Here is a 23,917-nt window from a genome sequence, read left to right as displayed (position 1 = left end):
CCTATTACGGGTCGCCGACGCGGGTGAAGTTCAGCAGCGCGATGCTGAGGTCGGGCAGGCCGACCACGCCGTCGCCGTCCAGGTCCTCATCGCGTGGGCCTTGCTGCGTGCGATAGGAAAGATACACGCCGTTCCACCTGTTGCCTGTGCCCGAGAGGCCGCGGAAGTTCAGGCGGCCGTTGCAGGACGAGAGGTATGCCGCATAGCTGGTGGAGCCAAAGAACTGGCATTCCACCACCACGGGGGACTGGCGGCTAGACATTGAGACGCCTGTGCCGTTCTTCTCGAAGCGGACGCCGGATACTACGGCAGGCGAGCCGCCCACTCCCGTAGTAGCGTAGCGAACCGTGGCGCCCGTAAGCGTGGCGAACGAGCCAGCGTAGAAGCGGAGGCCTTGCCAGTCGCCAGTCTGCCCTTCGTCGCTCCCTCCCAGCGTGGGCGGCGACAGATCGCGAGAGGAGGTGAAGTACACACGCTTGGAGGCAGCGAACTTGCCCTCCGAAACCAGCTCTCCATATACATCCAGCCGCCCCTTGTTGGAGCTGTGGGTCCAGCCTTGCACCACGGTGCCGGGCAGCAACGTGACCCGAACGCCCTGCGGGATCGTGACGATGCCCCGGATGCGGTAGGGCTGCCGGCGGGACCCCACACCTGACTGTGCTCGATGGTTCCGTACACGTCGGTGGGAGTCGGGTCGAAGTTCAGCTCGTAGGTCTTCGTAAGGTCGTTGCCCTGGACGGTGCGGACGGTGTATTTCCCGAGGGCCGGGAACTGGTGGGAGACCTGGCTGAGGTTTGGGCCGGAGACGGATTGGCTACCCTCGCCGAAGTTCCATGTGTAGTTGGCGATGAGTGGCGAAGTGTGCGTCCGGAAGGTGACGGCCATGCTGCCGCGGTCCATGTCCTTCACATGGATGAAAGGCGAGCCGAAGTACAGGGTCTTGGATCCCGAAAGTATCTGTCCGTTCGCGTCTCGCACGGTGAGGGTTGCCGTAACAGAGCCGGCGGTGAAGAAGCTAGCGCTGAAGGACGGCTGGTCGGAGACGACCTGGCTGCCGAGCTTCCACTCCCACGCTACGATATCCACGCCGTTCACTCCGGTCGACTCGCCGCCGAAGAAGGTCACGGCGTCGGGTGCACAGGCGCCGTACAGGAGGTCCACGTCGTCGAATACCGTGCTGATGCGTACCGCTCCGTGCAGGAGGGCCTCGACGTCATCGCGGAATCGGTCGCACTCCATCTGGAGGGTCGCCTAATACCGCTTGTAAAGGTGCTGGACCAGCGCTCGCCGGCACGAACAGGCTCCTTGGCGACAGTGGCCCTACATCCGAGGGCCAGGCTGCGTCAGTGACAAGGGACGGCGCGCCCGCTCGTCATGCTGAGCCTGTCGAAGCATGTGTCCGGGACCCGCGGGCGTGGCATGTGAAGGTGACAAGACGCGACATGCGGCTGCATGCTTCGACAGGCTCAGCATGACGGATACCAGTGCCCCATCGTCGAGGGCGGATGGAGAGATAGCGGGGCGGGAGGAGCGCGAAGGGACTGCGCGAGCCTGTTCCCGCTTTCGCGCCGACGGGTTGGTCCCTGTGGCCAAAGCGCGACCTGGCTCGCGCAGTCAAAAACTCCGTTCGAGATACATCGCTACTTCAGGCGGTCGGCTCGGGAGCGGCGGAGCATCAGATCGGCAACCGCGGCGGAGTTGATCTTATAGGTACCGTCCGCGATGCGCGCGCGGATGTCCTCGACCACGTCCTCGCGAACGTCGGGAAGCTCTTCCACCCGGCGAACCATCTCTTCGATCAGCTTCGCGTCCTCCGGGTCCACGGCAGTATCGGGCGTGTCGGTGGCGGAAGTGGGAGAATTTGCGGCGTCCAGGTGGTCCTGAACGAGGCGCATAACCTTTTCGTATTCGATGCCTGAGATCTTCATTCGTGACCCTCCTCGTGGGTTCGTCAGCGAAGTCCCAGACAGGCAGCCAGGCTGTCCACGTGGGATCCTTGGCTTTGCGTCCCCGCATCGCTACGGGTTTGCCTTTTGACTGTCAAGAAGCCAACGGTCTCTAATCGCATATTCGGCAGCCTCGGCGGGGTTCTTTAGGGTTCCGGCAGAAAAAATAGGAAGAATCTTCGCCCGGCGGGTGTAAGTGGCGGACGCGGGCCAGGGCTTGGAGACGATGCCACTCACGTGGCACGGGCGTCCCGCCCGTGGTGGAGACCATCGCCGAGACGGCGATGCCACGATGCCGCCACGATGCCACGCGAGTGCCTAATCAGCCGGCCCGGAAGGCGGCGATAGCGCGTTCGAGCCCCCGGTCGTCCACGTCTTTGTGCAGCACCATCCTTATCCGATGCGCGCCTACCGGGAGCAGTAGGATGCCTCTCTCTCGCATGCGCTCCTGCACCTCGGCAGCGGGCCGCTCGGTCACCGCGAACACCATATTGGTCTGCACTGCCTCCATGTCCACCGTTAGGCCGGAGACCTCGACCAGCGCCTCTGCTAGTAGCCGGGCCCTGCGGTGGTCCTCTGCCAGCCGGTCGATCATGGTTTCCAACGCCACGATGCCGCACGCGGCCAGTACGCCCGCTTGACGCATCCCCCCGCCGAACATCTTCCGCCATCGGTGCGCCCGCGCGATGAACTCCCGAGAGCCCACGAGCATGGATCCCACCGGGCACGAGAGGCCCTTGGAGAAGCAGAACATGACCGAATCGGCGCACGCCGCGTACTCGCTTGCAGGCACCCCGGTTGCTACCGACGCGTTGAAGATCCGCGCGCCGTCCAGGTGCACGCCCGCCCCGTGCTCGCGCGCCAGGCGCGAAAGCTCCTGCATGTGCGAGAGCGGCGTGATGGTGCCCCCCGCCCGGTTGTGGGTGTTCTCCAGGCAAAGCAAAGTGGTGCCGGGAGTGTGGGTGGTCTGCTGGCGAAAGCGTGCCGCCACGGCCTCGATGTCCATGATGCCCCGCACGCTGGGCACCGTTTCGGTGATCACCTGCGAGAGCACGGCAGGCGCGCCCACCTCGTAGTGCAGGATGTGGCAGTCTTCGTCCAGGATGATGGCGTCCCCCGGCTTGGTATGCGTGCGCACGGCCACCTGGTTGCCCATGGAGCCGGTGGGAACGAACAGGCCTGCCTCTTTGCCCATCATCCGTGCGGCCATCTCTTGTAGGCGGTTGACGGTTGGGTCGTCGGAGAACACGTCGTCGCCCACTTCGGCGTCGAACATCGCCTGGCGCATCTCCGGCGTGGGTCGGGTGACGGTGTCGCTGCGTAGGTCTACGTAGTTGCTCATCTCGGCCAAAGCATACTCGCCGCAGGGCGAGTACGCCAAGTGCCTGACCTACGTGCTAGCGGACTACCAAGTCTCCCACCTGGAACCAGGCGGGGCCGGCATCCGTGGTTGCGTCCAGGATGGTGATCAGCTTCAGCCGTTCGAATGTTGCCGCGCGGTCACGCAACTTGCTGTCTTCTGAGGGCTTGAAGCCGCTCAGGGCAAGCCACACGGTCTCGCCCTTCGTTCCTTGAACCTCTATTCTTCGCTGCCACCTAGCGCCGTCATGGTCCTCCAAACCGATCTGCAGCCGAATCGGTCCGCTCGCCCGCACCCGAAAGCCGAGCTCGGATCCAGTCAGCGGTTGCTGTATGGGCCGAGCCACGGCAGGGAGGATGCCTGCTGCCCGCGTGTAGCGAGCGGTGAGGCCGTAGCCGCTCGTCGAGCCCTGCATCGGCGAGCGCTCGATTTCCACGCCCACCATCGGCACCCACGACAGATAGTTGCGGTCGAAACTATCTACGGTTCCGGCAGGGCGCGGCAATTCCGTCGTGTCACCGGCTCCTAACACCCGAAATTCGTCGAGAACGATGCGCTGAGGGCCGGTGTGATCGCCCAGGAACTTCGTAGTGGTCTCGCCGGTGGGAGCAAACACGGCGAGGCCGTCCAAGATCGCGATGCCTCCCAACTTGGCCGGATCAAGGCGAGAGTCCCCGACGGGCGAGCTCGGGTCGCGCGAGAAATCGGATACGGGGATGGTGGCCCTAGTCCACTTGCCGCCGTCCGCATGGAACTGCACGCTGAACGCCTCGCCACGGCGCGGGGTGCCGTTCTCGCCCTCGGCCCGCTCCACCAGCGAGACCATCACCTGCGTAGTCCGATCCACTTTAACCCACAGGTCAACGGCGCCAACCGGCTCGATCAGCTCGAGATCCCGAAAGATGGCCGGAAACGTGCCTTGGCCAGGCGTGAAGGACATGCACACGGCGCCATCGCCGCCCTTCACGTCATGCTCGTTCTCGGCGCGAGAGAGCCACCGCAGCTTGTCCGTTTCACGGAAGGTGCGCCAGGCGGCAACCTCTTCCTCTGTATCGAAGCCGCACTCGAAGAGCGGCTCCGTTTGCTGTGCTCCGGCCGCCATCGCGGCGAGAAGCGCCTGCACGATGCACGATATGTTCATTCGCACCCTCCCAGACAATGACTCGGGCCGACGGGTCTCCGGTTTCACCTCGAAGCGCCTTCCGGTTGCGGAAATGAGCTGGCTTTCGCCACACTTACTTTGGAGACACCACACACCGGGCCAAAGGGAGATGCAGTTGGACGAATTGCTTGCCAGAAACCTGATCCGCGACATTCCGGACTTCCCCAAGCCCGGCATTCTTTTTCGCGACATCACTCCCGTCTTTCAGAACCCGCAGGCCTTGCGCCAGGTGGTGGTAGAGCTTTCCGAGCGGGCAGAGGCACTCCGCGCGAATGTGGTGTTGGGCATCGAGTCGCGAGGGTTCCTACTCGGCGTCCCCATTGCGCTGGAACTCGGGCTGCCCTTCGTGACCGTGAGGAAACTTGGTAAACTACCGTACCATACTATCGCCGAGGAGTACGCGCTCGAGTACGGAACGAACACCGTGGAGATCCACACCGACGCCGTGTCGCCGGGGCAACGTGTGGTGGTGATTGACGACCTGCTGGCGACGGGGGGCACGGCAGCGGCTTCCGCGCGGCTCGTGGAGCGCCTGGGCGGCGTGGTGGCTGGGTTCCTGTTTTTGGTGGAGCTGACGGACCTCCGCGGCCGACAGAACCTGGTGGGCTACGAGGTGGCGTCGCTTATCGAGTACTAAGGGGCTAGCGGCTCGAGCCCAGAAGGGCACACCGGGCCTGGGTGGTTCCTGGTCCTCGAGGTAGAATCCGGTGCGCTCGGCGCTACGGCAACGTGCTAGTCGGTGGGTGCCGGATGTTTCGTAGTCTGGAGCGAAAGATGGACGAGCCGCGAACTACTAGCTCGATAGATGTCCGCGCCAACACGATCGTGCTTGGCGAGAGCCTCGAGACTCTAAGGCTAGTCCCGGACTGCTCGATCCAGCTGGTCTACATCGACCCTCCGTTCAACACTGGCATAACACAGCGTAAGCTAACAATGACCGTCACACGGGACGACCTGAGCGGCGACCGGAAGGGGTTCGGGGGCAGGCGGTATCGCACTGAGGTAAGGGCAACACGAGCGTATACCGACAAGTTCGATGACTACCTAGGGTTCCTCGAGCCACGGATGCGTGAGTGCCGGCGTGTCCTTACTGCAACGGGGTCGTTCTTCCTCCACATAGACTACCGGGAGGTTCACTACTGCAAGGTGCTCCTTGACGAGGTATTCGGCCGGGGGTCGTTCATGAACGAGATCATCTGGGCGTACGACTACGGCGCGAGGAGCAAGAGGCGCTGGCCTGCCAAGCATGACAACATCCTGTGGTACGTCAAGGACCCAGAGAACTATGTCTTCGATTTTGAGGCGATGGACCGAATCCCGTATATGGCTCCTGGACTGGTAGGATCGGAAAAGGCGGCACGCGGAAAGACCCCAACGGATGTCTGGTGGCACACGATCGTGCCGCCGGGAGGGAAGGAACAGACGGGCTATCCCAACCAGAAGCCCCTAGGGATTTTGGAGCGTATCATAAAGGTGCACTCGAGACGGGGCGATTGTGTCTTGGACTTCTTCGCAGGAAGCGGGACGACGGGCGAAGCTGCAGCACGTCACGGCCGAAGGTTCCTTCTCGTGGACAACAATCCCGAGGCCGCACAAATAATGTCAGAGCGGCTATCTTGCTGGTGTCCGGTCCTCATCGGTTTCGAGCCTGCACGTGCAGAGCAGGGAACATTGGCATTCGGTTAGGTCTACAGTCAGGATCGCAGTCAAGACGTAGGACATGAGATACTGGGGTATCTGGGGCCGGTGTGTGCAGGTTAGGCAACTTTTCCACCTTCAGGCAACCGCGGATACTGTTCTCTGGGCTGCCTTCGACGAGAGCACTGATGGGTGGTGGCGATACCTAACCCGGCGGGGCGCCAGCAGTACGTCTCGCGAGGCGCGCGCGTGGGAGTTGGCCTGTAAGCCGGGTTCTGTGTTTGTGCGGCGATCTATCTAGGACCGTCGTTGCCGACGGCCTCCAGCAACCTACCCGGAGGGTCAGCGGGCCACCTCGTCCCCTCCCTATTCGGTCTTGCTCCCGGCGGGGTTTGCCCGGCGCCCTCGTTTCCAAGGACCCGGTGAGCTCTTACCTCACCATTTCACCCTTATCCCGACATCGTCGGGACGGTATGTTTCTGTGGCACTTTCCGTCGAGTCGCCTCGCCCGGGTGTTACCCGGCGCCGTGCCCTGCGGAGCCCGGACTTTCCTCCCCGACCGAAGGTCGGAGCCGCCGCCCGGCCAACTCCCTGAGCGCATTGTAGACGACGGATGGTGAAGCGTTTCGGTTTCCTAAAGGATTCAGCTTACGGCATTCGAATCGGAATCGTTAAGAAGGTACCCGCGATTCTTTGCAGAACTGAGGAGTTGCAGGGTACCATCCCTGTTGCGAGGCTCGCTAATTGCTGACCCGGCCTACTTTCCGAAGGAAGGACACGGAAATGCTTCGAATGAGCCTCCCACTTCGAGTTGATGGCTTGCCGAGACGCAGGCGAGAACAAACGAGCTAACATACGGAGATGCAGCAAAATGATGTCAAGACTACGCGGTGCGGTGCCGGCGTTCTGGGATACGCTGGAGATTGACGAGCGAAAGCAGCTGGAAGCTGCTGGACGCTCGTATCACATTGAGCGCCGTACCTTGGTTTACCAACCCGGAGAGCCCAGCGAGTCCATCTACGTGGTCAAGAACGGGCTTATCCGGCTCGTGCGTGCTGTGCAGAAGGGCCGTGAACTCACTCTCGCCATGTGCGAGCGCGGCCACCTATTCGGTGAATCGCCTCTCTTCGACGAGGCTCCTCGCACCCACTATGCCGAAGCTATGCTCGAGACCGAGCTTCTCGAGATTCCCGCAGCCAAGGCGCGCGCTATGCTTCACGGATCCACCGGGCTTTGCATGAAGTTCATTGCGGCCCTTTGGAACCGAAAGGTAGACACGGACTACCGGATCGAGGACGTCATCTTCCGTGACGTTCCTGCTAGGCTCGCTCGTGCCCTTCTTTGGCTTGCCGAGAAGTACGGCGAAGCGGATGCTAAGGGTGGCAAGGGCATCGGACTACGGCTCACGCATCAAGAGCTTGCCAGCATCGTCGGGACTACTCGGGAAACCACGACGCTCGTGCTGAACAAGTTCAAGAAGGATGGACTGGTCACCACGACCGGCCGCGCCATGTTCATCAAGAAGCCGGAGACGCTGAAGGCCGTAGGCGACTCACCTGGCCGTCGCTGATACAGGAAGAGGTCAGTAGTATATCGGCGGTGACGGACGGCACGCTGTGCAACAGTGGAAATCCGTCACCGCCAGGCCCTTTCACACTAGTCGCGACTACCGTACGTCGCACCGCCACTCGCGCGCCACGCCGAAAAAGACCAAGAAGAAGAGCCATAGCATTCGCTCCGAGAACTCCGGTACCGCTGTCGCCGACCAACTCAGGCCACCCACGGTCGAGCCGATTTGCGTCAGCCAGTCGGCGCAGGGAGCGGCGAGCCCCCGTAGCCACAGTGCCTCCCAGCCCGGAATGAACGCGCCGGCAGGCCCCAGGAGACCTCCCCACAAGATGGGTGCTGCGAGCGGCACGCATACCATGTTCGTCGCTGGCCCGAGCAGTGGCACCGATTGGAAGTAGAACGCAAGCAGCGGCGTTGCCGCGAGCGAAGCCACCACGGAAGCCATCGCTCCCGCAATCACCCAGAGCAAGGTCTGTCTCAGCAGCCTCTCTCGCCTGCCAGGAAGCGTCGCATTCAGCCATCGGAAACCGGGCGGACACCAGACGATCAAAGCGCCGGCGACCAAGTACGAGAGCTGAAACCCTGGGTCTCGCAGCACACCCGGGTCCACCACGAAGGAGTACGCTGCGCCAACTGCTAGCGCGGTCAAGGCATCGGGCTGTCGCCGAAGTGCCGCCCCGGCAAGATACACACATAGTGCTACTGCAGCGCGCACCGTAGGCGGCGTGCCCCCTGCGGCAAAAGTGTAGGCCGCGATGCCGAGCATGGCAGAGAGGATCGCCCCTCGCCTAGGAACGCGCAGACGGTTGAAGATGCCGAGTAGAAGGCCTCCGACCACCGCTACGTTCAGCCCCGAAGCCGCCAGAAGGTGATACGTGCCCGCCCGCTTCATCGCCTCGCGCGTCTCCTGCGACACGCGGCCATCGTCACCGAACACTATGCCGATGGTCATTGCGGCCGACTCGGGCGACATCTGGCGAAGGTAACTGCGCTCGGCAGACCAGCGAAGGCTCGCAATCGCAGCCGCCACGGGGCGGTTGGTTGGCGCAACGCGTTGGATGGAGTCGCGGGCCGCGCTCATCCACGCGGCCACCCCCTGCCTTCGCCAGTAGCGGCCATCTGCGGGCTTGATCCGGCCTTCGAGACGCAGCATCTCGCCCGGAAGCGCGAAGAAGCCCGGACCGGTACTTACAAGCACACGAGTCCCCTGAGGCAGCGGGCCTTCCTCTACGGACACGATTAGGGATGTGAATCGTGTCCGGGTCGCGGGTATGGTGAGAACACGCGCGACCACCTCGGCCTTCGCTTCGCTACCTTCCAATGGGATAAGCCTATCGGCTCCCACTGCTCTCGTTCCCGCATAAAGCCCGCCGGCGACGGCGCACACGCAGAGTTGTGCAAGCCAGGTCCTACGGGTACACAACGCCACCACTGCCAATGCCCCTGCAGTGGCCACCACACACCAGCCAAGGCCAGGATACGCAGCCGCACCGATGAGGATCGCTAGGATAGCTTGGAGCAACGGTCTGCCGCGCAGCAGGCCGAACATCCTACTTCACGCGACAGATCGGGCAGGGGCCTGGATCCCCTTCGAACCGTCTGCGGCAGTGCGGGCAGATGGGACTGCCCCGTTCTTCCATCGCCCGCTGTCTCTCGATTACGCAGTTGCGAAGGTTCTCGACCGTCTCTTGCCACTCTCTCTGCGCAGCCGATCGTGCGAACGGTCTCCACGGCTCCTCCACCGGTTCCCCTCTGGGTGCCGGTGCGCTTACAGCACCTGGCCGGAACCGGATGTCTTGTACAAGTTCCGCGCCAAGAGCTTCATTAAGTCGAGCGATGATCAGCTCTTTGCGCATGTTCAGTTCTTGCTGCCAAACGCTGTCCGTAACCGTAACCCAAAGGATGCCGGAGCGAAGGAAGGTGGCCTCTGAAACACGTGCCAGTACCTCTCCCACTGCGGTTCGCCACTTGGCAACTACTGCGCGGGCACGCACCTGACGCTCCAGGCCCATCCCGCGTATTGCCTGCGGAAGTGCGTCGTTCAGAGGCCGCATCGCCTATTCCTCTTCGACAAGTCGGGAGTTCGAGACCTGCACCAGTTTCGCATTTGCGATAAGAGAAGCGGCGAGATGGTGGGTATCTGTACAGGTCATGATCATCTGGGATCCGCTTAGGCAGTATTCGAGTAAACGGTTCCGCCTAGCCTCATCGAGGTCGGAGAGCACGTCGTCCAGAAGCAGCACTGGGGCTTCACCCATTCTCCGCTCGGCTACCTGCGCTTGGGCCACTTTTAGTGCGAGTGCCGCCGTCCGCTGCTGGCCTTGAGAAGCGAACTGTCTGGCGCCTCGACCGGAAACCAGGATCTCGACGTCGTCCCGATGGGGACCGCGCGAAGTGGTTCCACGCGAAAGGTCCTGCCTGCGAGAGTTCGCGAGGGCCTCCAGCAGCTTCCCCGGCGGTGTGTCCGGACGATAGCTACAGGCTAGGCTTTCTCCGTTACCGGATAGATACGAGTGCGTTTCGCTCGCAATGGGCGCAACGGCCTCGAGCCACTCCTGCCTGGCCCGCACGATGGGCTCTCCGAAGCGAGCCAGCTGCTCATCCCACACCGCCAGGTCTGCAGATGCCGAACCGCTTGCCATCTCGGCCAGGAGCGCATTTCTGTGCGCCAGAGAGCGTTTGTAGCGAGCGAGGTCCATCCCGTAGCTGGAGCTCTGCTGAGCCAGCTCCACGTCCATGAAGTCACGCCTTCGTGACGGTTCCCCTCGGATGATCGAGAGATCCCGTGAGCTGAAGTCTACGACGTGCAGGCAGCCAATGGCTTCGGCTACTCGTGCAACCGATGCGCCGTCGATAGCCGCGCGTTTACGGGAGCCCGGTTCGAATCGGATGGAGATGGTTCGGTATCCGTCGTTTCGCTGAACTTGGCCCTCAACACGGCAGAATGGAGCATCCCAGCGGATTATCTCTCCGTCCCGGCCACTACGAAACCCCCGAGCTGTAGAAAGGAAGTGAACGGCTTCCAAAAGGTTGGTTTTGCCTACCCCGTTTTCGCCGTACAGAATCGTGACGCTGGTCGAAGGACAGAAACGAATGGAAGCATAGCTCCGAAAGCTCTCCAAGGTTATCTCGATAAGGCGCACGACGTTCTTCTCACACCCTCCTAATTCATTATGAAACAGCTTCAGGATTCAGATTCTTTTATGATGAAAGGGAGGGTATTCGTGCAGGGATGGTGGGGAATCCGCAGCGATTTGCGCAAGGTACTCGGGCCAGAGGTTGGACGCTGTTCTGTGAGCGAAGTGTTAGGGATAGTGTGGAAAAGTGGAATTCGGGTGTGGAAAAAAGCGAGGTTTTTCACACCGGACACTTAGCCTCACCAAACTTCACATCGACTCCCCCCCGTTCTCCACAGACTTTCCACCCTCGGGGCCCGACTGCAGCGTGTGCATCCGATGCTGGTCGATCCGGGGCAAACTAAGGGTAGGGTGCGTGCCATAATGAGCCGCCTTGAAGACCGGGATCAGCGACGCCGGTGACCTGGTCACCGTTATCATCCCCGTATACAACGAAGCCGCGACGATTCGCGAGGTGATACGGCGCGTCGAAGCGGCGCCCTTCGAGAAGGAGATCCTGTTGGTTGACGATGGTTCGACCGACGGAACGAGCGGGGAGGCCGAACAGCTCGCGAGTGATCGCGTTCGGGTGATCCGCCTGGCTCGAAACGAGGGGAAAGGCGTCGCAATCCGTGCCGCACTTCCCCATGCACGCGGGAAGGCCGTTATCATTCAGGACGCAGACCTCGAGTACGACCCGGAGGACATTCCGGCTTTGGTCGGCGACATTCTCGAGGGTCGGGAGGCGGTGGTATACGGAAACCGATTTCACCACGGCTTTCCGCCGGGGATGGCCTTCGCAAATCGGGTGATCAACCGAATCCTCGCAAGCATGGTCACTATTCTCTACGGCCACCGGCTCTCCGATGAGGCCACTTGCTACAAGGCGTTTCGAACCGACGTTCTACTCAATATGAAGCTGACGAGCCGGCGCTTCGAGTTCTGCCCGGAAGTTACGGCAAAAGCCCTGCGGGCGGGGTATCGAATTGCGGAGAAGCCGATAAGGTACGTGCCCAGAAGCAAGTCTGCGGGCAAGAAGATCCGGTGGTGGGACGGGGTGATCGCCATCTGGACGCTGATAAAGTTCAGGTTCGTCCGCTGAAGTTGATCGGATCGTTCTCGGAGGAGAAACCATGAACATGCCCGCGGGTGCAAGGCGGCCGAACCGGCTGATCGACTCCACCAGCCCCTATCTGCTGCAGCACGCATACAACCCTGTGGACTGGCATCCTTGGGGTCCGGAGGCACTGGCCAAAGCTCGAGCGGAGGACAAACTGATCTTCCTCTCGGTGGGCTATGCCGCATGCCACTGGTGCCACGTAATGGAGCGCGAGGTGTTCGAGAAGGAGTCGGTGGCGGCAGCGTTGGCCAAGGATTTCGTCTCGATCAAGGTGGACCGCGAAGAGCGGCCGGACATAGACGCGCAATACATGCTCGCGGCGCAGCTCATGACGGGTGGGGGAGGCTGGCCGCTATCGGCGTTCCTGACGCCGAATCTGGACCCGATCCTGGCGGCAGGAAGGTACTTCTCGGAGGAGGCGTTTCTCCACCTGCTGGCGCAGCTATCCCGAGGTTGGAGGAGTGCACGCGCTCAGTTGATTGCTCAGGCGATGCAGGTGTCCGCGGCACTACGCACGCATGCGGGCAGCAGGGGAAGCGTTCTCGTGCCCTCGGACGCCACGGATCAGGCAATTCGCTCTTTGGCCGGACGCTTCGACGAGGAGCGCGGCGGGTTCTCCCTTCAGCCCAAGTTCCCTATGGCACCGGTTCTGCGCATGCTGTGCGACGCGGCCCGAGGAGGGGACGTGCGGGCAGCGAGCATGCTGCACGGGACGCTCAAGGCGATGGCCCGGGGAGGCATACACGATCACGTTGGTGGTGGTTTCTTCCGCTATTCCACCGACCGGCAGTGGCTGGTGCCGCATTTCGAGAAGATGCTGTACGACCAGGCGCAGCTCCTGGAAGTGTACTCGGATGCGTACACGCTCCAGCCGGACCCCGACTATCGCGAGGCGGCACTGGGCATCGTGGGCTTCGTGCTGCGCGAGCTGCGGCACGTGAACGGGGGGTTCTTCTCCAGTCTCGATGCGGATAGCGAGGGGGAGGAGGGCAAGTTCTACGTGTTTTCTGCCGACGAGATCCGCTCGGTGTTGGGTGGTGAGGCCGAGGGTTTCATGCAAGCCTACGGGGTCACCGAACGGGGCAACTTCGAGCACGGTCGCTCGGTACTCAGCTTGGTGGACGAGGGATTGCCCGTAGGCGCAATGCGTGATTCGCTGGAGGCACTTTTTGCGTACCGCGCCGCCCGCCCACGGCCTGCTACTGATGACAAGGTGCTATCGGGCTGGAACGCACTCATGATCGAGGGGCTGTGCCGTGCGGCGGAGGTGTTCGAATATCCGGAGGCGCTGAATGCTGCTGAAAAATCAGTGGAGTTCGTTCTGAGTGAGATGGTTCGAGAGGGAGTGCTGCACCGATCTTGGAGGGAAGGACGTGTCAGCGGGGAGGGCTTCCTTGCAGATTATGCGTTTCTCTTGCAGGCGCTCTTGTCGTTCTCTGCTGCCTGCGAGAACGACGAGTATCTGGCGCAGTGTAAGTGGATTGCACAGCGGATGGTGGAGCGATTTTGGGACGACGAGCAAGGTGGCTTCTTCGACTACTCGGACACGGGCGAGCACGTAGCACGACTGAAGACGGCGGAGGACAATGCCGAGCCGAGTGGGAATGCCGTGGCTGCACTCGCACTAACACGGCTGGCAGACGCGACGGGTGAGACACGGTGGAGAGTGTATGCACATCACACGGTGCGCTCTTTCGGTGCGATGTTGCGGGACGCGCCATCGTTCGGTACGACCTTGCTGAGAGCGAGCCAGAGCCTGGTACCGCAGATTCCGAGAGTGCAGTTGACCGTGCCTCAGCGGGTGGTAGTAGTAGATCGTCTAGCGCGTGTGCCTGTAGTGCTAACCCTGCCAATGGGTTGGAGGGTGTATGCGGCAGGGGAGCCTGCTCCGGCTGGGTGGTTGACCGTACAACTGGAGGACCTGCCGAGCGGATGGCAGTGGAACGCACGCATGCCGGATCCGATTTTCGAGAGCGGTGACGCACCCTTCTACCATGGATCGGTCGAGATCCCCTTGCATGTCGTGCCGCCGGAGGGCGTTGCACCAGGCGAGTACGCTGGGCGTGTGGTGGCAAAGTATCAGCTGTGCAGCGAGTCCACTTGCATGCCACCGGAGCGGCAAAAAGAGGATCTCCTTTTCGTCGTAGAGTGAGACACTCGGCACTTCCCAGATGGGGCGAAATCGTCGAGACGCCTCTGCCGCACGCGGTAGAGGCACGGTAGGTGGTAACACGAGGTTACCGTCAAGCCAGCGTGATGGAGTGGGCCCTGAGGGTGGTATGTAACGAGCAGCGGAGACGGTGTTCGAGCAGAGAAACGTCCTCAGGTTCGCAGAAGCGGGCGGTGAGGGTGAACTCCAGAGTGCCGGCAGGTAGGTCTACCACGCGGAAGACCGGCCGAGAGGTAGGGTCGGCGCCTGCAGTAGATTGGGCAGCGGCTAGGCAGGCTTGTTGGAGCGTAGCGACGTCCGTGGTCGCAGCGGCCCTAGCACGAATCGTCACCTCGTGCACAGTACTAGGGAGTGCCGTAACCACGGAACGGATTAGATTGACGTTGGGAAGGATGATACGTTGTTCGCCGAAGCGGGAGCGCAGAATGGTGTTGCGGAGCCCTATCTGCTCGACGAACCCTTCGGCGCCGCCGTCCACGCGGATGTACTCGTTCAGGACGAAGGGGCGGGCGAGTGCCAGGTAAAGGCCGGCGAACAGGCCCGAAAGCATGTCCTGCATGCTGACGGCGACCGCGATACCTGCGATGCCGAGGGAAGCAATCAGGGGCCCGACGCGATATCCGAGGAGGTCCAAGGCGATCAGGCCCGCCACGACCCAGATAGCCGTCAAGGCTAGCCTGCGGATGAGCAGCAGTGCCGTGGCTTGCTGCTCGGTTCGGAGTACTTGCAGATACCACTCGAGTGCCTTCGAGGTGATGCGCGCGGCTGCAATGGCACCGACGAAGGTGGCGCAGACCAGTGCGGCCAGCCTAACGCGAGTTCGCACGATTTCCGACAGCGGCCAGTAACCAGAGGCGAAGAGGAGCCCTGCTATCAAACAACTCGCGACCGCGGGCATCCGCAGCCGAAGAAGCGCTTGGCGAGTCGAAGACTGCTCCGGAAGTCGTGCCGCGGTCCATCCGAGGAGCAGCCAAATGACGACCGCGACCGCCATCCACACCAGCAAGACCACTCCGGATTGCAGGGCAGCAGAAACGACCTCGGCGTGTGTCACGGTTGCGGCTCCTTCGGACGGTCGCGATCCAGCGTGCGGAGGCGAGCCAGAACCAGCGGGTGGCTCTCACGGCCCTCGTGGGTCAGAGCCCAGGCGCCCTTTTCGAGTGCGAACAGGGTGTCCACGCACTCCAGGCGCACTCCCCAATCCGCGTGGTCCATCAGGCGGCTCACATGACGGTCGGCATCGGCGTATCTGGTTCGGCGCAGGACGGAGAGGGCGAGGCGAGCAGCGGCGGGGTTCTCGCTGTCCAGAGTTGCTATGACCGCGGGCAAGGAGGCGGGGCCGAGCCTGGCAAGGGCGGTCGCGGCAGCCTCACGCAAAGGCATGGAGGGGGAGGACAGGACGAACACCAGGTCGTCGGCTGCACTGGGGTCGGCGATCTGCCCCAGTGCGATGGCAGCTTCAAGAGCGACCGTTTCGTCTTCGTCTGAGAGCAGGGCACGGAGCTGCGGAACCGCCTCGGTGACAGCCAGAGCGCCCGCTGCGCGGATAGCCGACTTGCGATACGCCTCCTGCTCCAGAAGTGCCGGCAGGTGGGGCCCAAGAAGCCGCGACTTCAGCGTGGTGAGGATGCGAAGCGCGTTGCGCGTCACCTCGGGATGCGGATCGTCCAGTCGGGCGGCCAGCAGCTGCTGTGCGGGCTCACCCAGTGCACCGAACACCTCTTCGAAGGCACGGTCCGCGAGGCGGTTCGAGTCGCCGATGTGCCTGTCCACCATGTATCGGCAGGCGGGCATCCCGATTTCGATCAGTCGCTGTCGGGCCGCGCGCACTTTGTCGCGCGCGGTACCTACTTCCCAGGTCATGGCATCACGGTATACGGGCTCGAGGTCGGGATCCTCCGGGATGTTAGGGACCCACGGCGGTGCCGGAGGCCTCTGCGTTGCGGCCTTCGTCCGTTTTGGTGCGAGAGGCTGCAAGGAGCGGTCGAGCTGCTCATCGGGTATGTCGAAGAGAGCTGTCTGACCTTCGAGGGGATCGGCGAAGTCCAGCGCGATCGCCCAAGAGCCACGCCTTTCGAGCTTGCCGTCGCCGAAGCTCTCGTAGTAGCGGTCCTGGCCTGCCATATCCACGAACACACCTACGCTGCCCGAGCCTCGTGCCTCGTTGGCGTTACCGGGCGGGCCGTGGTACCGGTCGTTGCCGGCAGCGTCCAGGTAGATGCCCACGCCGTTCGCGTTGCCCAGTGCGGGGCGACTATCACCACCCGCACACACGTCGTTTCCGCTTCTGTCGAGCATCACGGCGACCGCGTAGTCGTGCCCGATGGCGTGCATGGCACCCAGCTTGCACGAGTAGGAGTCGTCGCCGGCGAGATCCATCAGCGTCGCGATGCATAGGTGCATGGGCGAGCACTGAGAGTAGTAGTAGCTATCGTAGCTGTCATGCCCGCTGACGTCTAGCAGCGCACCGAACGCGAACCAGTAACTAGCGGCTTGGCAGTAGCTCTCCCCGCTATAGGTGTCGTCACCGGCCGCGTCGTATAACATGCCGAAGCCTCCGGAGCGCCCGCCGGTGTCTTCCCGGAAGCCGGTGGAGAACCCTTGGGCAAAGCTGTAGTGCACCTTTTGCGCTTCGAGCAGCGGTGCATTCATGATCCACCCACCGGCGCGATACACATCGTTGCCATTGCGGTCAGCCATCACTCCCACACCCATGGTAGCAGAGGCACCCTGCGCGAAGAACCACGCATCGTACAGATCGCTGCCGGACCCGTCATCGAGCCAGCCGAGTCCGAACATGGCGAAGCCCTGAGTGAGTGCGCGGCCCCGGTAGGTGTCGTTGCCGCCTCGATCCAGCAGCACTCCGCAGCCCGCCAGCCCGGCACCCAAGGAGAGGTGTGCGCCTTCATACACTTCGTCGCCCGCGAGGTCCACTAACAGTCCGACGCCCAGGAAGCCCGCGCCGCCAGAGAGATCGGATAGCATGTAGCGGTCGTTGCCCGCGAGGTCCAGTGAGAACGCCGGTCGGCCCAAGCCCCCACCGATGCGTCCTACGTAGGTATCGTCCCCGCCGAGGTCTATCAGTGCTACCACGTTCGGGCCGTGGTCGTGCCTATCGTGACCCGTGCCCGCGACCACCAGCTTGCCGATGGGGAGTTGGATGACCAAAGTCTGCTTCCAGTCCTTTAGTGGTCCGCGGGCTAGGGCGAGAAGCGGTTCAGTTAGGGCAGGGCTGCTCACGGCGTGTAGGGCGTCTGCTGCACGGCAGAGACGACGTACATCGAGCTGTTCGAGAAGCAGCCAGACGCGCTCGGGTTCGGTTCTGGGGCCTTCGGGCACGAAGTCGAAACGCGCGTCGGGCACGTCTTCCTCGAGGGCGAGATGGGGCAGGCCGCGGAGCAGCTCTTGTCGCTCGGCCGCGCTCAGACGCGCGGTGGCGGCCTTTAGCTCGGCGTCTGCCTCGGCTACGGCACGAAGCAGCGGGTGGATGGCGGTCCGCAGCGGCGCGGGGACCTGCATCAGCTCCCGATCGAAGTCGAGCCGCTCGGGCCCGGGTGGAGGCGTCTCGTCCAGTTTGTGGAGGGGCCATGCGAGGTCCGATGGGCGGGGTGCGGGGCTTTCGAGGGCGGCGCGCATGGTCTCGACGTAGCGCGGGGCGGCGAGCGGGTCGTCCAGCACGGCGTCCACGCACGGCAGTCGCCATCGGTCATTGAAAGGCCGTTTGTCGTAGCCGAGGTCGGCCCGCGTCATGTTGATGGCGTGAAGGGCGAGGCCCAGGGCGCGCAGCTCGCTCTGCGTCCATTCGGCGCTGACCGGGTTCTGGGTCGCTGTTTGGGCAAGTAGGATGAGGGCAATCAGGTTCATCGTCGCCTCCAGCCGTCGTTCGCGGCCTAGAGTCCTGGATTTCACCACGCACAGACCCTTTCCCGCCTTTGCGACACAGTTAGGCCTTCGAGGTCGCAGTGCGCTGCGCCTGCGAAGCTCGATGAGCACTACGCAAGCGGATTATGAGGTTTTCGCTAATGTCTTTCTGGAGGCCCCATCGAGGGTTCCCGTACCTGGACCCTGGCTTCACCAGGCCGGTACAGTTCCGGCTGAAGCGCAAGGCCGTGCGCTCACAGCGACCGACAAGATCCAATCTGCTCTGTTTTGCCGCCCCCTGGAAATCTCGTTTGGATTTCGGACAAAGGAGAATGCACGTGAAGAAGGCCTTCCGATTGTCTCTCGTGGGTGGCATCGTAGCTGTGGCAGTCGCTGCGAACGCTGCCCCCATCGTTCAGTGGAACTTCAACTCGGTCCCGCCGGACGGCAACACCGGCACGGGTACCACCGTTCCTAACATCAACCTCACCGGCTCGGCGTCGATCTCGCTGCTCGGCGGCGTGACCAACCCTGGTTTCAACTCGGGCGTCGGTTCGAGCGACCCGGCGGCGTCGGACAACTCCGGCTACCAGACCACGACCTATGCTGCACAGGGTACGGAGAACGGCTTGCGTGGCGTGGCGTTCTTCGGCTCGACGCTCGGCTATCAGGACATCGTGGTGAACTTCGACCTTCGTCACAGCAACACGTCCTCGCGCTTCGCGCAGCTCGAGTACACACTCGACGGTGGCTCCACCTGGACTTTCGGTGGGCTCTTCGAGGCCGACCTGGGCGGTGACAAGTGGTACAACGTTCGCACCGTTGACCTGACCTCGGTCGCCGGCGCCAACAACAATCCTCTCTTCGGCTTCAAGGTGGTTGCAGTGTTCGCACCGGGAACGGGCGGGTACCTTCCTTCCACACCGACTAGCACCTACGGTCCTAACGGGACCTGGCGGTTCGACATGGTGACCATCAACGGGAACCTGATTCCCGAGCCCGGCACGATCGCGGCGCTGGCCGTGGGTGTCGTGGGCCTGATGGCTCGCCGTCGCCGCAAGTAAACCGACCGCAAGCACCACGCTTCCGCTGCGCGCCTCCGTCCTTTGGACGGGGGCGTTGTGGCTTTTCGTGGGTGTCCGACCCATGCGAGAGGGTTAGGCGCGCAGTAGGTGCGAGTGAAGTTTCTATGAATCTCCGCATGCAGGCCCCATAGCTACCCACAGAAGGTTGCGTGCCTGTCACACTACTGGTAGTATTACTCTCGGCGGCTGTCGCCGCAGGCCGTTGTGGGGTGGAGTGAACCCGGGCAAGACATAGGCTCCAGTTCCCAAGGCGCGTACGACTGATGTGTCGAACGGGAGGTCCACCGCCAAGGCGTTCTCGCACAACTGATGCTCCACTCGCAAAGGAGAGGACTGCGGGGGTTCCGCTACCCCGCAGTCTCCTTTTTGGGCCGCGCCTACTGCCACACCTGGCGGCTACTCCTCTCGCAACGCCTCGATGGGCTGCAACTTACTCGCCAGGTACGCAGGATACAGCCCGAAGACGATCCCTACCAGGGCCGCGAACCCGAACGCAAGCACCACGCCCGATGCCACTACTACCGGTGGAACGCCGATGAAGCCAGCAATCAGCTTTACACCGCCCACGCCCACGGCGATGCCGATAAGACCGCCGAGTAGGCAGAGTACGATGCTCTCCAGCAAGAACTGGCTTAGGATGGCATCCTGAGTGGCACCCACCGCCTTGCGCAGGCCTACCTCGCGGGTCCGCTCTTTCACGCTTACTAGCATGATGTTCATAATGCCGATGCCACCCACGACCAGCGATACGCCTGCGATCCCCGCAAGCAGAAGTCCGAAAACTCGTGCCTGCCCCTCCGCCGTCTCGATCAGTTCGCCCTGATTGAATGCGCGGAACAACTCCTCGCCGCTCGCGCTTCGCCGAACACGGGCCAGCGTGGATTGCACCTGCTGCAAGGTGTATGCCATGGTGGAGGAGTCCACGGCACGCACTGCGATACCACTCAGCGTGTCACGTCGCTGCAGGCGCCCCAGCGAGGTCCGAATAGGCACGAATACAGCATCGTCAGGGTTCATGAATCCTTGGCCGCCTTTGAACGCAGCGACGCCGATCACCTGAAAGTCTTGGTTGTTCAGGCGTATCGTCGCGCCCAGAGCCGACCCCCCTTCGAACAGGCGGTCGTAGATGTCATATCCGAGTACGCACACCTTGTCGGCTGCCTCGTTCTCCGCCGCAGTGAAGAAGCGTCCTTCCTTCAGCTTGATGTTGCGAATGTATTGGATCTCCGGCTCGCCTCCGGTGACCATCGTGCGCTCGTTTCGGTTTCCATACTTCACTTGCGCCCGCAGACGCACTTCGCCCGACACGTTCGCGGCGGTGGGTACCGCACGGCGAATCAGCTCAACGTCCGACTGGCGCAAGGACTGCGCCTCGTCGGAGGCCTGCGCAACGCCACCGAACGACCGCTGAGGGAACACTAGGATCAGGTTTCGCCCGAGCGCATCCAGCTGCTCCATCGCCTGACGCTTGCTCCCTTCGGCAATGCCTATCATGGTTATCACCGATCCCACGCCGATGATCACGCCGAGCATGGTTAGGACCGAGCGTAGGCGGTTGGTAGCAATAGCTCCGAGCGCCGTGCGAAGACTCTCGGTGACGCTCATCTCGGTCTGCCTCCACCGATCATTCCCGCGCCACTGCCAGGGCCCATGCCAGTGCGCGAGCCGCCGCTGAACGGGCTTTGTGGTGTGGAGCGCATCTTCTCTTCTTGCTCGCGAATCGCCTTCATGTCGATCTTGCTGGTGACGACCTCTTCGCCTTCGTTCAGGCCGTCTGTGATCTCGACCATCGTGTTACCCATCAGGCCTGCCTTCACGTCGCGTCGCACGGGCTCTCCCTTGGCATTCATCACCTCCACGTACGTCTTCTCACCTTCGTGTTGCAGGGCTTGGATGGGGATGGAGAGCACGTTCTTGGTTTCTCGTAGGATGAACTCACAGCTCGCGTTCAGGCCGGGCATCAGCCTCACCTCGGCCCTCGGGGTAATGGCTACGCGCACCTTGACCTGGGTGACCCCGGATGCGGTCTCTGCGCCCGGGTTTACCCGCGTTACCCTCCCCTGGACGGGGGAGCGTGGAGCGGATTCGAGCGTCACCCGCACTGTCTGTCCGACGCTCACTCGGCCCACGTCCGCCTCGTCCACGAGCACCTCGACGTACATGCGGGACACATCGGCGATTTGGACGATCGAAGTACCCTCGCTAAACACGCTCGTGCCGGGAGGGATGATCGTGCCTTCTTCCAAGTACTTCTTGATGACTACCCCTGCGCGCGGAGCCAGGACCGTGGTGCTGTCGAGCTGAACCTTCGCGTTGTCCCGAGACACCTCGCTGCGCTTGATGGCGGCGGCAGCCGCGGCGATCTCGGCCCTGCTTATGTCCACCTGCCGGGTGGAAGCTCTGGCTTGCCGAAGCGCCTCCTCTGCCTGCCTCACGGCCTGGCGCGCGTCGTCCCGTTCCCGTTGGGCGATCCGCACGTCGGCCTCGGAGACCTCGGCACGCTCCAAAGCGGCCTTGGCCTGTGCGACCCTGGCTTCGGCTGTCTTTAGCTGAGCGGCAATGTCTTGCTCGAGGCGCGAGAGCCGCTCCTTTGCCGTCGCGTAGCTCGCAGCCGCAGCCTCGTGGGCGCTCCGTGCCTGCTCTACAGCGAGCTGACTGGCATACCCTTTGGCCAAGAGGCTCTCCTGCCGCTCGAGATTGGCTCTAGCGGAGTCCAGGTCGGCTTTGGCTCGGTCGTGGTCACCTTTGACCTGCGCGCGAGTCTGGGGGATGGTGACAGAGCGAAGCTGTCCCAACGCCTCTACCGCCACTTCGTAATCGGCCCGCGCCAGCTGGATGCTGGCGGACGTGAGAGATGGCTGAATTCTGGCCCGTTCTTCCAGGTTGCTGAGCCGGATACGCGCAGCCTCCAGAGCCGCCTCGGCGGATCGCACGGAGGTCTGGGCCTGGACCGTCTGAATGCCATACTGAAGCACGCTCTGCTGCCTGCGAGCGGTGCTCGAGGAAAGGTCGGCAACCGCCTGCTCGTAGAGTGCTTGCGTGTCTCGGGGGTCTATCTCGGCGATCAGGTCACCCGCCCGAACGATGGAGCCTTCTTCGACCGCGAGGTGCGTGACGACGCCCCCCGCCTTGCTTTTGACGTCCACCGTGGTCTCCGGCTGGAGCACGCCGCTCGCGTTGAAGCTGAGTGTGACGGTGTTTCGCGTGGCCTTCTCGGTGCGGTAGATGACGTCGGGCTCCTTCGCGCGATTGCCGACCATGAACCACCAGAGCAGGGCAAGACCACCGATGACGGTGGCGAGGATCAGGAACGTTCTCTTCATGCGACCATCTCCGCAGACAAGCAGACGCCGGCATACAGCCCGTGCGATCGGCCCATCGCGGGGCGCCGACTTTGCCGGTGCTAGTAGCAGTATATACGCACCAGCCGCCCTGGTGTTCGAGCCAGGCCCGGTTGGTGGGTGTCCTACGGAGAGGGCTTCAGCCGCAGGACGCGTCTGGGCATTCGAGTACACTCGAAACATTCGAAAGGTCGAGGAGGAGCGTGCGGTTGAGCGAGTTACGATGGCATCCGTTCTTGCGGGAGTGGGTCATCACCGCGACCCACCGTCAAGACCGCACCTTCTTCCCCCCGGACGACTATTGCCCCCTCTGCCCCACCAAGCCGGGCGGCTTCCCCACTGAGATCGAGCGCGAAGACTACGACATCGTGGTCTTCGAGAACAAGTTTCCCTCGCTGCAGCGCACCCCACCCGAGCCCAGCGTGGAGGGTAACGATTTGTGCCCGGTGCGGCCCGCAGTAGGCGTGTGCGAGGTGGTGTGCTACACCTCGGACCACAACGCCACCTTCGCGGATCTCGATCTGAGGCGTGTGACGAGGCTGGTGGATGTGTGGGCGGACCGCACGGAAGAGCTGGGTGCGAGGCCAGAGGTGCACTACGTGTTCGTCTTCGAGAACAAGGGCAAGGAGATCGGAGTAACCCTGAGCCATCCTCACGGGCAGATATACGCCTACCCCTGCATCCCGCCCAAGATACGGACCGAGCTAGATGCCTCGCGCGAGCACTTCGACCGCACGGGCAGGCGCCTCATGTCGGATGTGGTCCGAATGGAGGAAGAGGACGGACGGAGGCTCGTGGCGCGCACCGGCATCTGGCAGGCCTTCATACCCTTTTTCGCGCGGTACCCGTACGAGACGTATATTGCTCCGGTGGAGCACCGAGGTGGGTTGCCGGAGCTGTCGCGTTCGGATAGGCGGGACCTCGCAGCGGCTCTGCTGGACATGGCGCGGCGCTACGACAAGCTGTGGGGCTTCTCGCTGCCGTACATGATGGTATTTCACCAGCAACCCACGGACGGCGGCGACCACGGCCACTACACCATGCACGTGGAGTTCTATCCACCCTACCGGACGCCGGACAAGCTGAAGTTCTTGGCGGGGTCCGAGTCGGGTGCGGGAGCGTTCATCAACGACACGATGGCGGAGGAGAAGGCGGCCGAGCTCCGCTCCGCCGATCCGGGTCCCGTCTCCTAGCGCGCCCCTGCTCGGGCGTCCCGCCGTGGCACGGGCGTCTCGCCCGTGGTGGAGACCATCGCCGGGACGGCGATGCCGGGACAGTAGCCCTCGTGGCCCGGGCGTCCCGCCCGTGGTGGAGACCATCGCCGGGACGGCGATGCCGGGGCAGTGCCTGCCGTGGCACGGGCGTCTCGCCCGTGGTGTAGACCATCGCCGGGACGGCGATGCCACGACAGTAGCCCTCGTGGCACGGGCGTCTCGCCCGTGGTGGAGCCCATCGCCGGGACGGCGATGCCACGACGCCACGCAAGCCCCAAGAACATCGAAACCATCGCCGGGGCAGTGCCTGCCGTGGCACGGGCGTCTCGCCCGTG

Annotated in this window: 19 protein-coding genes, 1 other RNA gene and 1 riboswitch; of the genes, 7 read left to right on the top strand and 13 right to left on the bottom strand. The window is 63.0% G+C overall.

The annotated features are described in order from the left end of the window. Nucleotides 1-4: 4 nt before the first annotated feature. The 5 genes from HRF45_13410 to HRF45_13390 all read right to left on the bottom strand — a co-directional run bounded on the left by HRF45_13410 (nt 5) and on the right by HRF45_13390 (nt 4,447). Nucleotides 5-262 carry a hypothetical protein gene (locus tag HRF45_13410; protein ID MEP0767518.1) on the bottom strand — a complete coding sequence of 86 codons (258 nt, stop codon included), beginning with the start codon at nt 260-262 and terminating at the stop codon, nt 5-7. Nucleotides 263-303: 41 nt separating this feature from the next. After that, nucleotides 304-1,239 carry a PKD domain-containing protein gene (locus HRF45_13405; GenBank protein MEP0767517.1) on the bottom strand — a complete coding sequence of 312 codons (936 nt, stop codon included), beginning with the start codon at nt 1,237-1,239 and terminating at the stop codon, nt 304-306. Nucleotides 1,240-1,640: 401 nt separating this feature from the next. Continuing rightward, the gene (gene flgM / locus HRF45_13400; protein ID MEP0767516.1) at nt 1,641-1,928 is read right to left on the bottom strand and encodes a flagellar biosynthesis anti-sigma factor FlgM; all 288 of its coding nucleotides are present in this window, start codon (nt 1,926-1,928) and stop codon (nt 1,641-1,643) included. Between the two features lie 38 nt (nt 1,929-1,966). Continuing rightward, a riboswitch (cyclic di-GMP riboswitch) is annotated at nt 1,967-2,041 on the bottom strand. Nucleotides 2,042-2,268: 227 nt separating this feature from the next. Continuing rightward, nucleotides 2,269-3,288 (bottom strand): low-specificity L-threonine aldolase, encoded by a 1,020-nt coding sequence (gene ltaE / locus HRF45_13395; protein ID MEP0767515.1) that lies wholly within the window; start codon nt 3,286-3,288, stop codon nt 2,269-2,271. A gap of 55 nt (nt 3,289-3,343) precedes the next feature. Then, nucleotides 3,344-4,447, bottom strand: a complete 1,104-nt coding sequence (locus HRF45_13390) for a hypothetical protein (GenBank protein ID MEP0767514.1) — start codon at nt 4,445-4,447, stop codon at nt 3,344-3,346. 130 nt (nt 4,448-4,577) lie between these two features. Between HRF45_13390 and HRF45_13385 the strand changes: the two genes are divergently transcribed. After that, entirely contained in the window at nt 4,578-5,105 is a 528-nt protein-coding gene (locus HRF45_13385; GenBank protein ID MEP0767513.1) for an adenine phosphoribosyltransferase, read from the top strand. 137 nt (nt 5,106-5,242) lie between these two features. Continuing rightward, a complete protein-coding gene (locus HRF45_13380) occupies nt 5,243-6,154 on the top strand; it encodes a site-specific DNA-methyltransferase (GenBank protein ID MEP0767512.1) in 912 nt (303 codons plus the stop codon). A gap of 200 nt (nt 6,155-6,354) precedes the next feature. Here the strand turns inward: HRF45_13380 and rnpB are convergent. Further along, nucleotides 6,355-6,697: RNase P RNA component class A (gene rnpB / locus HRF45_13375), an RNA gene on the bottom strand. Between the two features lie 280 nt (nt 6,698-6,977). On the opposite strand from rnpB, the gene HRF45_13370 reads away from it, so the two are divergent. After that, on the top strand, nt 6,978-7,676 hold the full coding sequence (locus tag HRF45_13370) for a Crp/Fnr family transcriptional regulator (GenBank protein ID MEP0767511.1): 699 nt from the start codon (nt 6,978-6,980) through the stop codon (nt 7,674-7,676). A 96-nt stretch (nt 7,677-7,772) separates the two neighbouring features. On the opposite strand, the gene HRF45_13365 is transcribed toward HRF45_13370, so the two are convergent. Genes HRF45_13365 through recF form a run of 3 tightly spaced genes read right to left on the bottom strand, consistent with a single transcriptional unit; the run spans nt 7,773 to nt 10,818 of the window. Then, nucleotides 7,773-9,224, bottom strand: coding sequence for a ComEC/Rec2 family competence protein (locus tag HRF45_13365; protein ID MEP0767510.1), 1,452 nt, complete (start codon nt 9,222-9,224; stop codon nt 7,773-7,775). 1 nt (nt 9,225) lies between these two features. Next, a complete protein-coding gene (locus HRF45_13360; protein ID MEP0767509.1) occupies nt 9,226-9,729 on the bottom strand; it encodes a DUF721 domain-containing protein in 504 nt (167 codons plus the stop codon). A gap of 3 nt (nt 9,730-9,732) precedes the next feature. After that, the gene (gene recF / locus HRF45_13355; GenBank protein MEP0767508.1) at nt 9,733-10,818 is read right to left on the bottom strand and encodes a DNA replication/repair protein RecF; all 1,086 of its coding nucleotides are present in this window, start codon (nt 10,816-10,818) and stop codon (nt 9,733-9,735) included. 397 nt (nt 10,819-11,215) lie between these two features. Between recF and HRF45_13350 the strand changes: the two genes are divergently transcribed. Together HRF45_13350 and HRF45_13345 are read left to right on the top strand one after the other, a co-directional pair. Beyond that, nucleotides 11,216-11,893, top strand: coding sequence for a glycosyltransferase family 2 protein (locus tag HRF45_13350; GenBank protein ID MEP0767507.1), 678 nt, complete (start codon nt 11,216-11,218; stop codon nt 11,891-11,893). Between the two features lie 31 nt (nt 11,894-11,924). Further along, nucleotides 11,925-14,063: a DUF255 domain-containing protein gene (locus HRF45_13345; protein MEP0767506.1), complete on the top strand. Its 2,139-nt coding sequence runs from the start codon at nt 11,925-11,927 to the stop codon at nt 14,061-14,063. Nucleotides 14,064-14,154: 91 nt separating this feature from the next. On the opposite strand, the gene HRF45_13340 is transcribed toward HRF45_13345, so the two are convergent. Both HRF45_13340 and HRF45_13335 read right to left on the bottom strand, forming a co-directional pair. Beyond that, complete coding sequence (locus HRF45_13340) at nt 14,155-15,135, bottom strand: mechanosensitive ion channel family protein (GenBank protein ID MEP0767505.1); 981 nt, start codon at nt 15,133-15,135, stop codon at nt 14,155-14,157. After that, complete coding sequence (locus tag HRF45_13335) at nt 15,132-17,945, bottom strand: HEAT repeat domain-containing protein (protein MEP0767504.1); 2,814 nt, start codon at nt 17,943-17,945, stop codon at nt 15,132-15,134. Before HRF45_13335 ends, HRF45_13340 begins: the two co-directional genes overlap by 4 nt. A 329-nt stretch (nt 17,946-18,274) precedes the next feature. On the opposite strand from HRF45_13335, the gene HRF45_13330 reads away from it, so the two are divergent. Further along, on the top strand, nt 18,275-19,006 hold the full coding sequence (locus HRF45_13330) for a PEP-CTERM sorting domain-containing protein (protein ID MEP0767503.1): 732 nt from the start codon (nt 18,275-18,277) through the stop codon (nt 19,004-19,006). A gap of 417 nt (nt 19,007-19,423) precedes the next feature. On the opposite strand, the gene HRF45_13325 is transcribed toward HRF45_13330, so the two are convergent. After that, nucleotides 19,424-20,632: an ABC transporter permease gene (locus HRF45_13325; protein MEP0767502.1), complete on the bottom strand. Its 1,209-nt coding sequence runs from the start codon at nt 20,630-20,632 to the stop codon at nt 19,424-19,426. Further along, a complete protein-coding gene (locus HRF45_13320; protein ID MEP0767501.1) occupies nt 20,629-22,350 on the bottom strand; it encodes an efflux RND transporter periplasmic adaptor subunit in 1,722 nt (573 codons plus the stop codon). The genes HRF45_13325 and HRF45_13320 overlap by 4 nt, the downstream gene beginning before the upstream one ends. Before the next feature lie 227 nt (nt 22,351-22,577). Here HRF45_13320 and galT point away from each other — a divergent pair, with 227 nt between their 5' ends. After that, nucleotides 22,578-23,561, top strand: coding sequence for a galactose-1-phosphate uridylyltransferase (gene galT, locus HRF45_13315; protein MEP0767500.1), 984 nt, complete (start codon nt 22,578-22,580; stop codon nt 23,559-23,561). Nucleotides 23,562-23,917 lie beyond the last annotated feature (356 nt).

This window comes from Fimbriimonadia bacterium (assembly GCA_039961735.1).
Classification (GTDB): domain Bacteria; phylum Armatimonadota; class Fimbriimonadia; order Fimbriimonadales; family JABRVX01; genus JABRVX01.
This window is presented reverse-complemented; position numbering and strand designations above follow the sequence as displayed.

What these genes read in the sequence shown, in the direction of transcription:
- HRF45_13410 (MEP0767518.1), bottom strand. Translation starts at nt 262, where the DNA reads ATGTCTAGCCGCCAGTCCCCCGTGGTGGTGGAATGCCAGTTCTTTGGC.
- HRF45_13405 (MEP0767517.1), bottom strand. Translation starts at nt 1,239, where the DNA reads ATGGAGTGCGACCGATTCCGCGATGACGTCGAGGCCCTCCTGCACGGA.
- flgM (MEP0767516.1), bottom strand. Translation starts at nt 1,928, where the DNA reads ATGAAGATCTCAGGCATCGAATACGAAAAGGTTATGCGCCTCGTTCAG.
- ltaE (MEP0767515.1), bottom strand. Translation starts at nt 3,288, where the DNA reads ATGAGCAACTACGTAGACCTACGCAGCGACACCGTCACCCGACCCACG.
- HRF45_13390 (MEP0767514.1), bottom strand. Translation starts at nt 4,447, where the DNA reads ATGAACATATCGTGCATCGTGCAGGCGCTTCTCGCCGCGATGGCGGCC.
- HRF45_13385 (MEP0767513.1), top strand. Translation starts at nt 4,578, where the DNA reads ATGCAGTTGGACGAATTGCTTGCCAGAAACCTGATCCGCGACATTCCG.
- HRF45_13380 (MEP0767512.1), top strand. Translation starts at nt 5,243, where the DNA reads ATGGACGAGCCGCGAACTACTAGCTCGATAGATGTCCGCGCCAACACG.
- HRF45_13370 (MEP0767511.1), top strand. Translation starts at nt 6,978, where the DNA reads ATGATGTCAAGACTACGCGGTGCGGTGCCGGCGTTCTGGGATACGCTG.
- HRF45_13365 (MEP0767510.1), bottom strand. Translation starts at nt 9,224, where the DNA reads ATGTTCGGCCTGCTGCGCGGCAGACCGTTGCTCCAAGCTATCCTAGCG.
- HRF45_13360 (MEP0767509.1), bottom strand. Translation starts at nt 9,729, where the DNA reads ATGCGGCCTCTGAACGACGCACTTCCGCAGGCAATACGCGGGATGGGC.
- HRF45_13345 (MEP0767506.1), top strand. Translation starts at nt 11,925, where the DNA reads ATGAACATGCCCGCGGGTGCAAGGCGGCCGAACCGGCTGATCGACTCC.
- HRF45_13335 (MEP0767504.1), bottom strand. Translation starts at nt 17,945, where the DNA reads ATGAACCTGATTGCCCTCATCCTACTTGCCCAAACAGCGACCCAGAAC.
- HRF45_13330 (MEP0767503.1), top strand. Translation starts at nt 18,275, where the DNA reads ATGCACGTGAAGAAGGCCTTCCGATTGTCTCTCGTGGGTGGCATCGTA.
- HRF45_13325 (MEP0767502.1), bottom strand. Translation starts at nt 20,632, where the DNA reads ATGAGCGTCACCGAGAGTCTTCGCACGGCGCTCGGAGCTATTGCTACC.
- HRF45_13320 (MEP0767501.1), bottom strand. Translation starts at nt 22,350, where the DNA reads ATGAAGAGAACGTTCCTGATCCTCGCCACCGTCATCGGTGGTCTTGCC.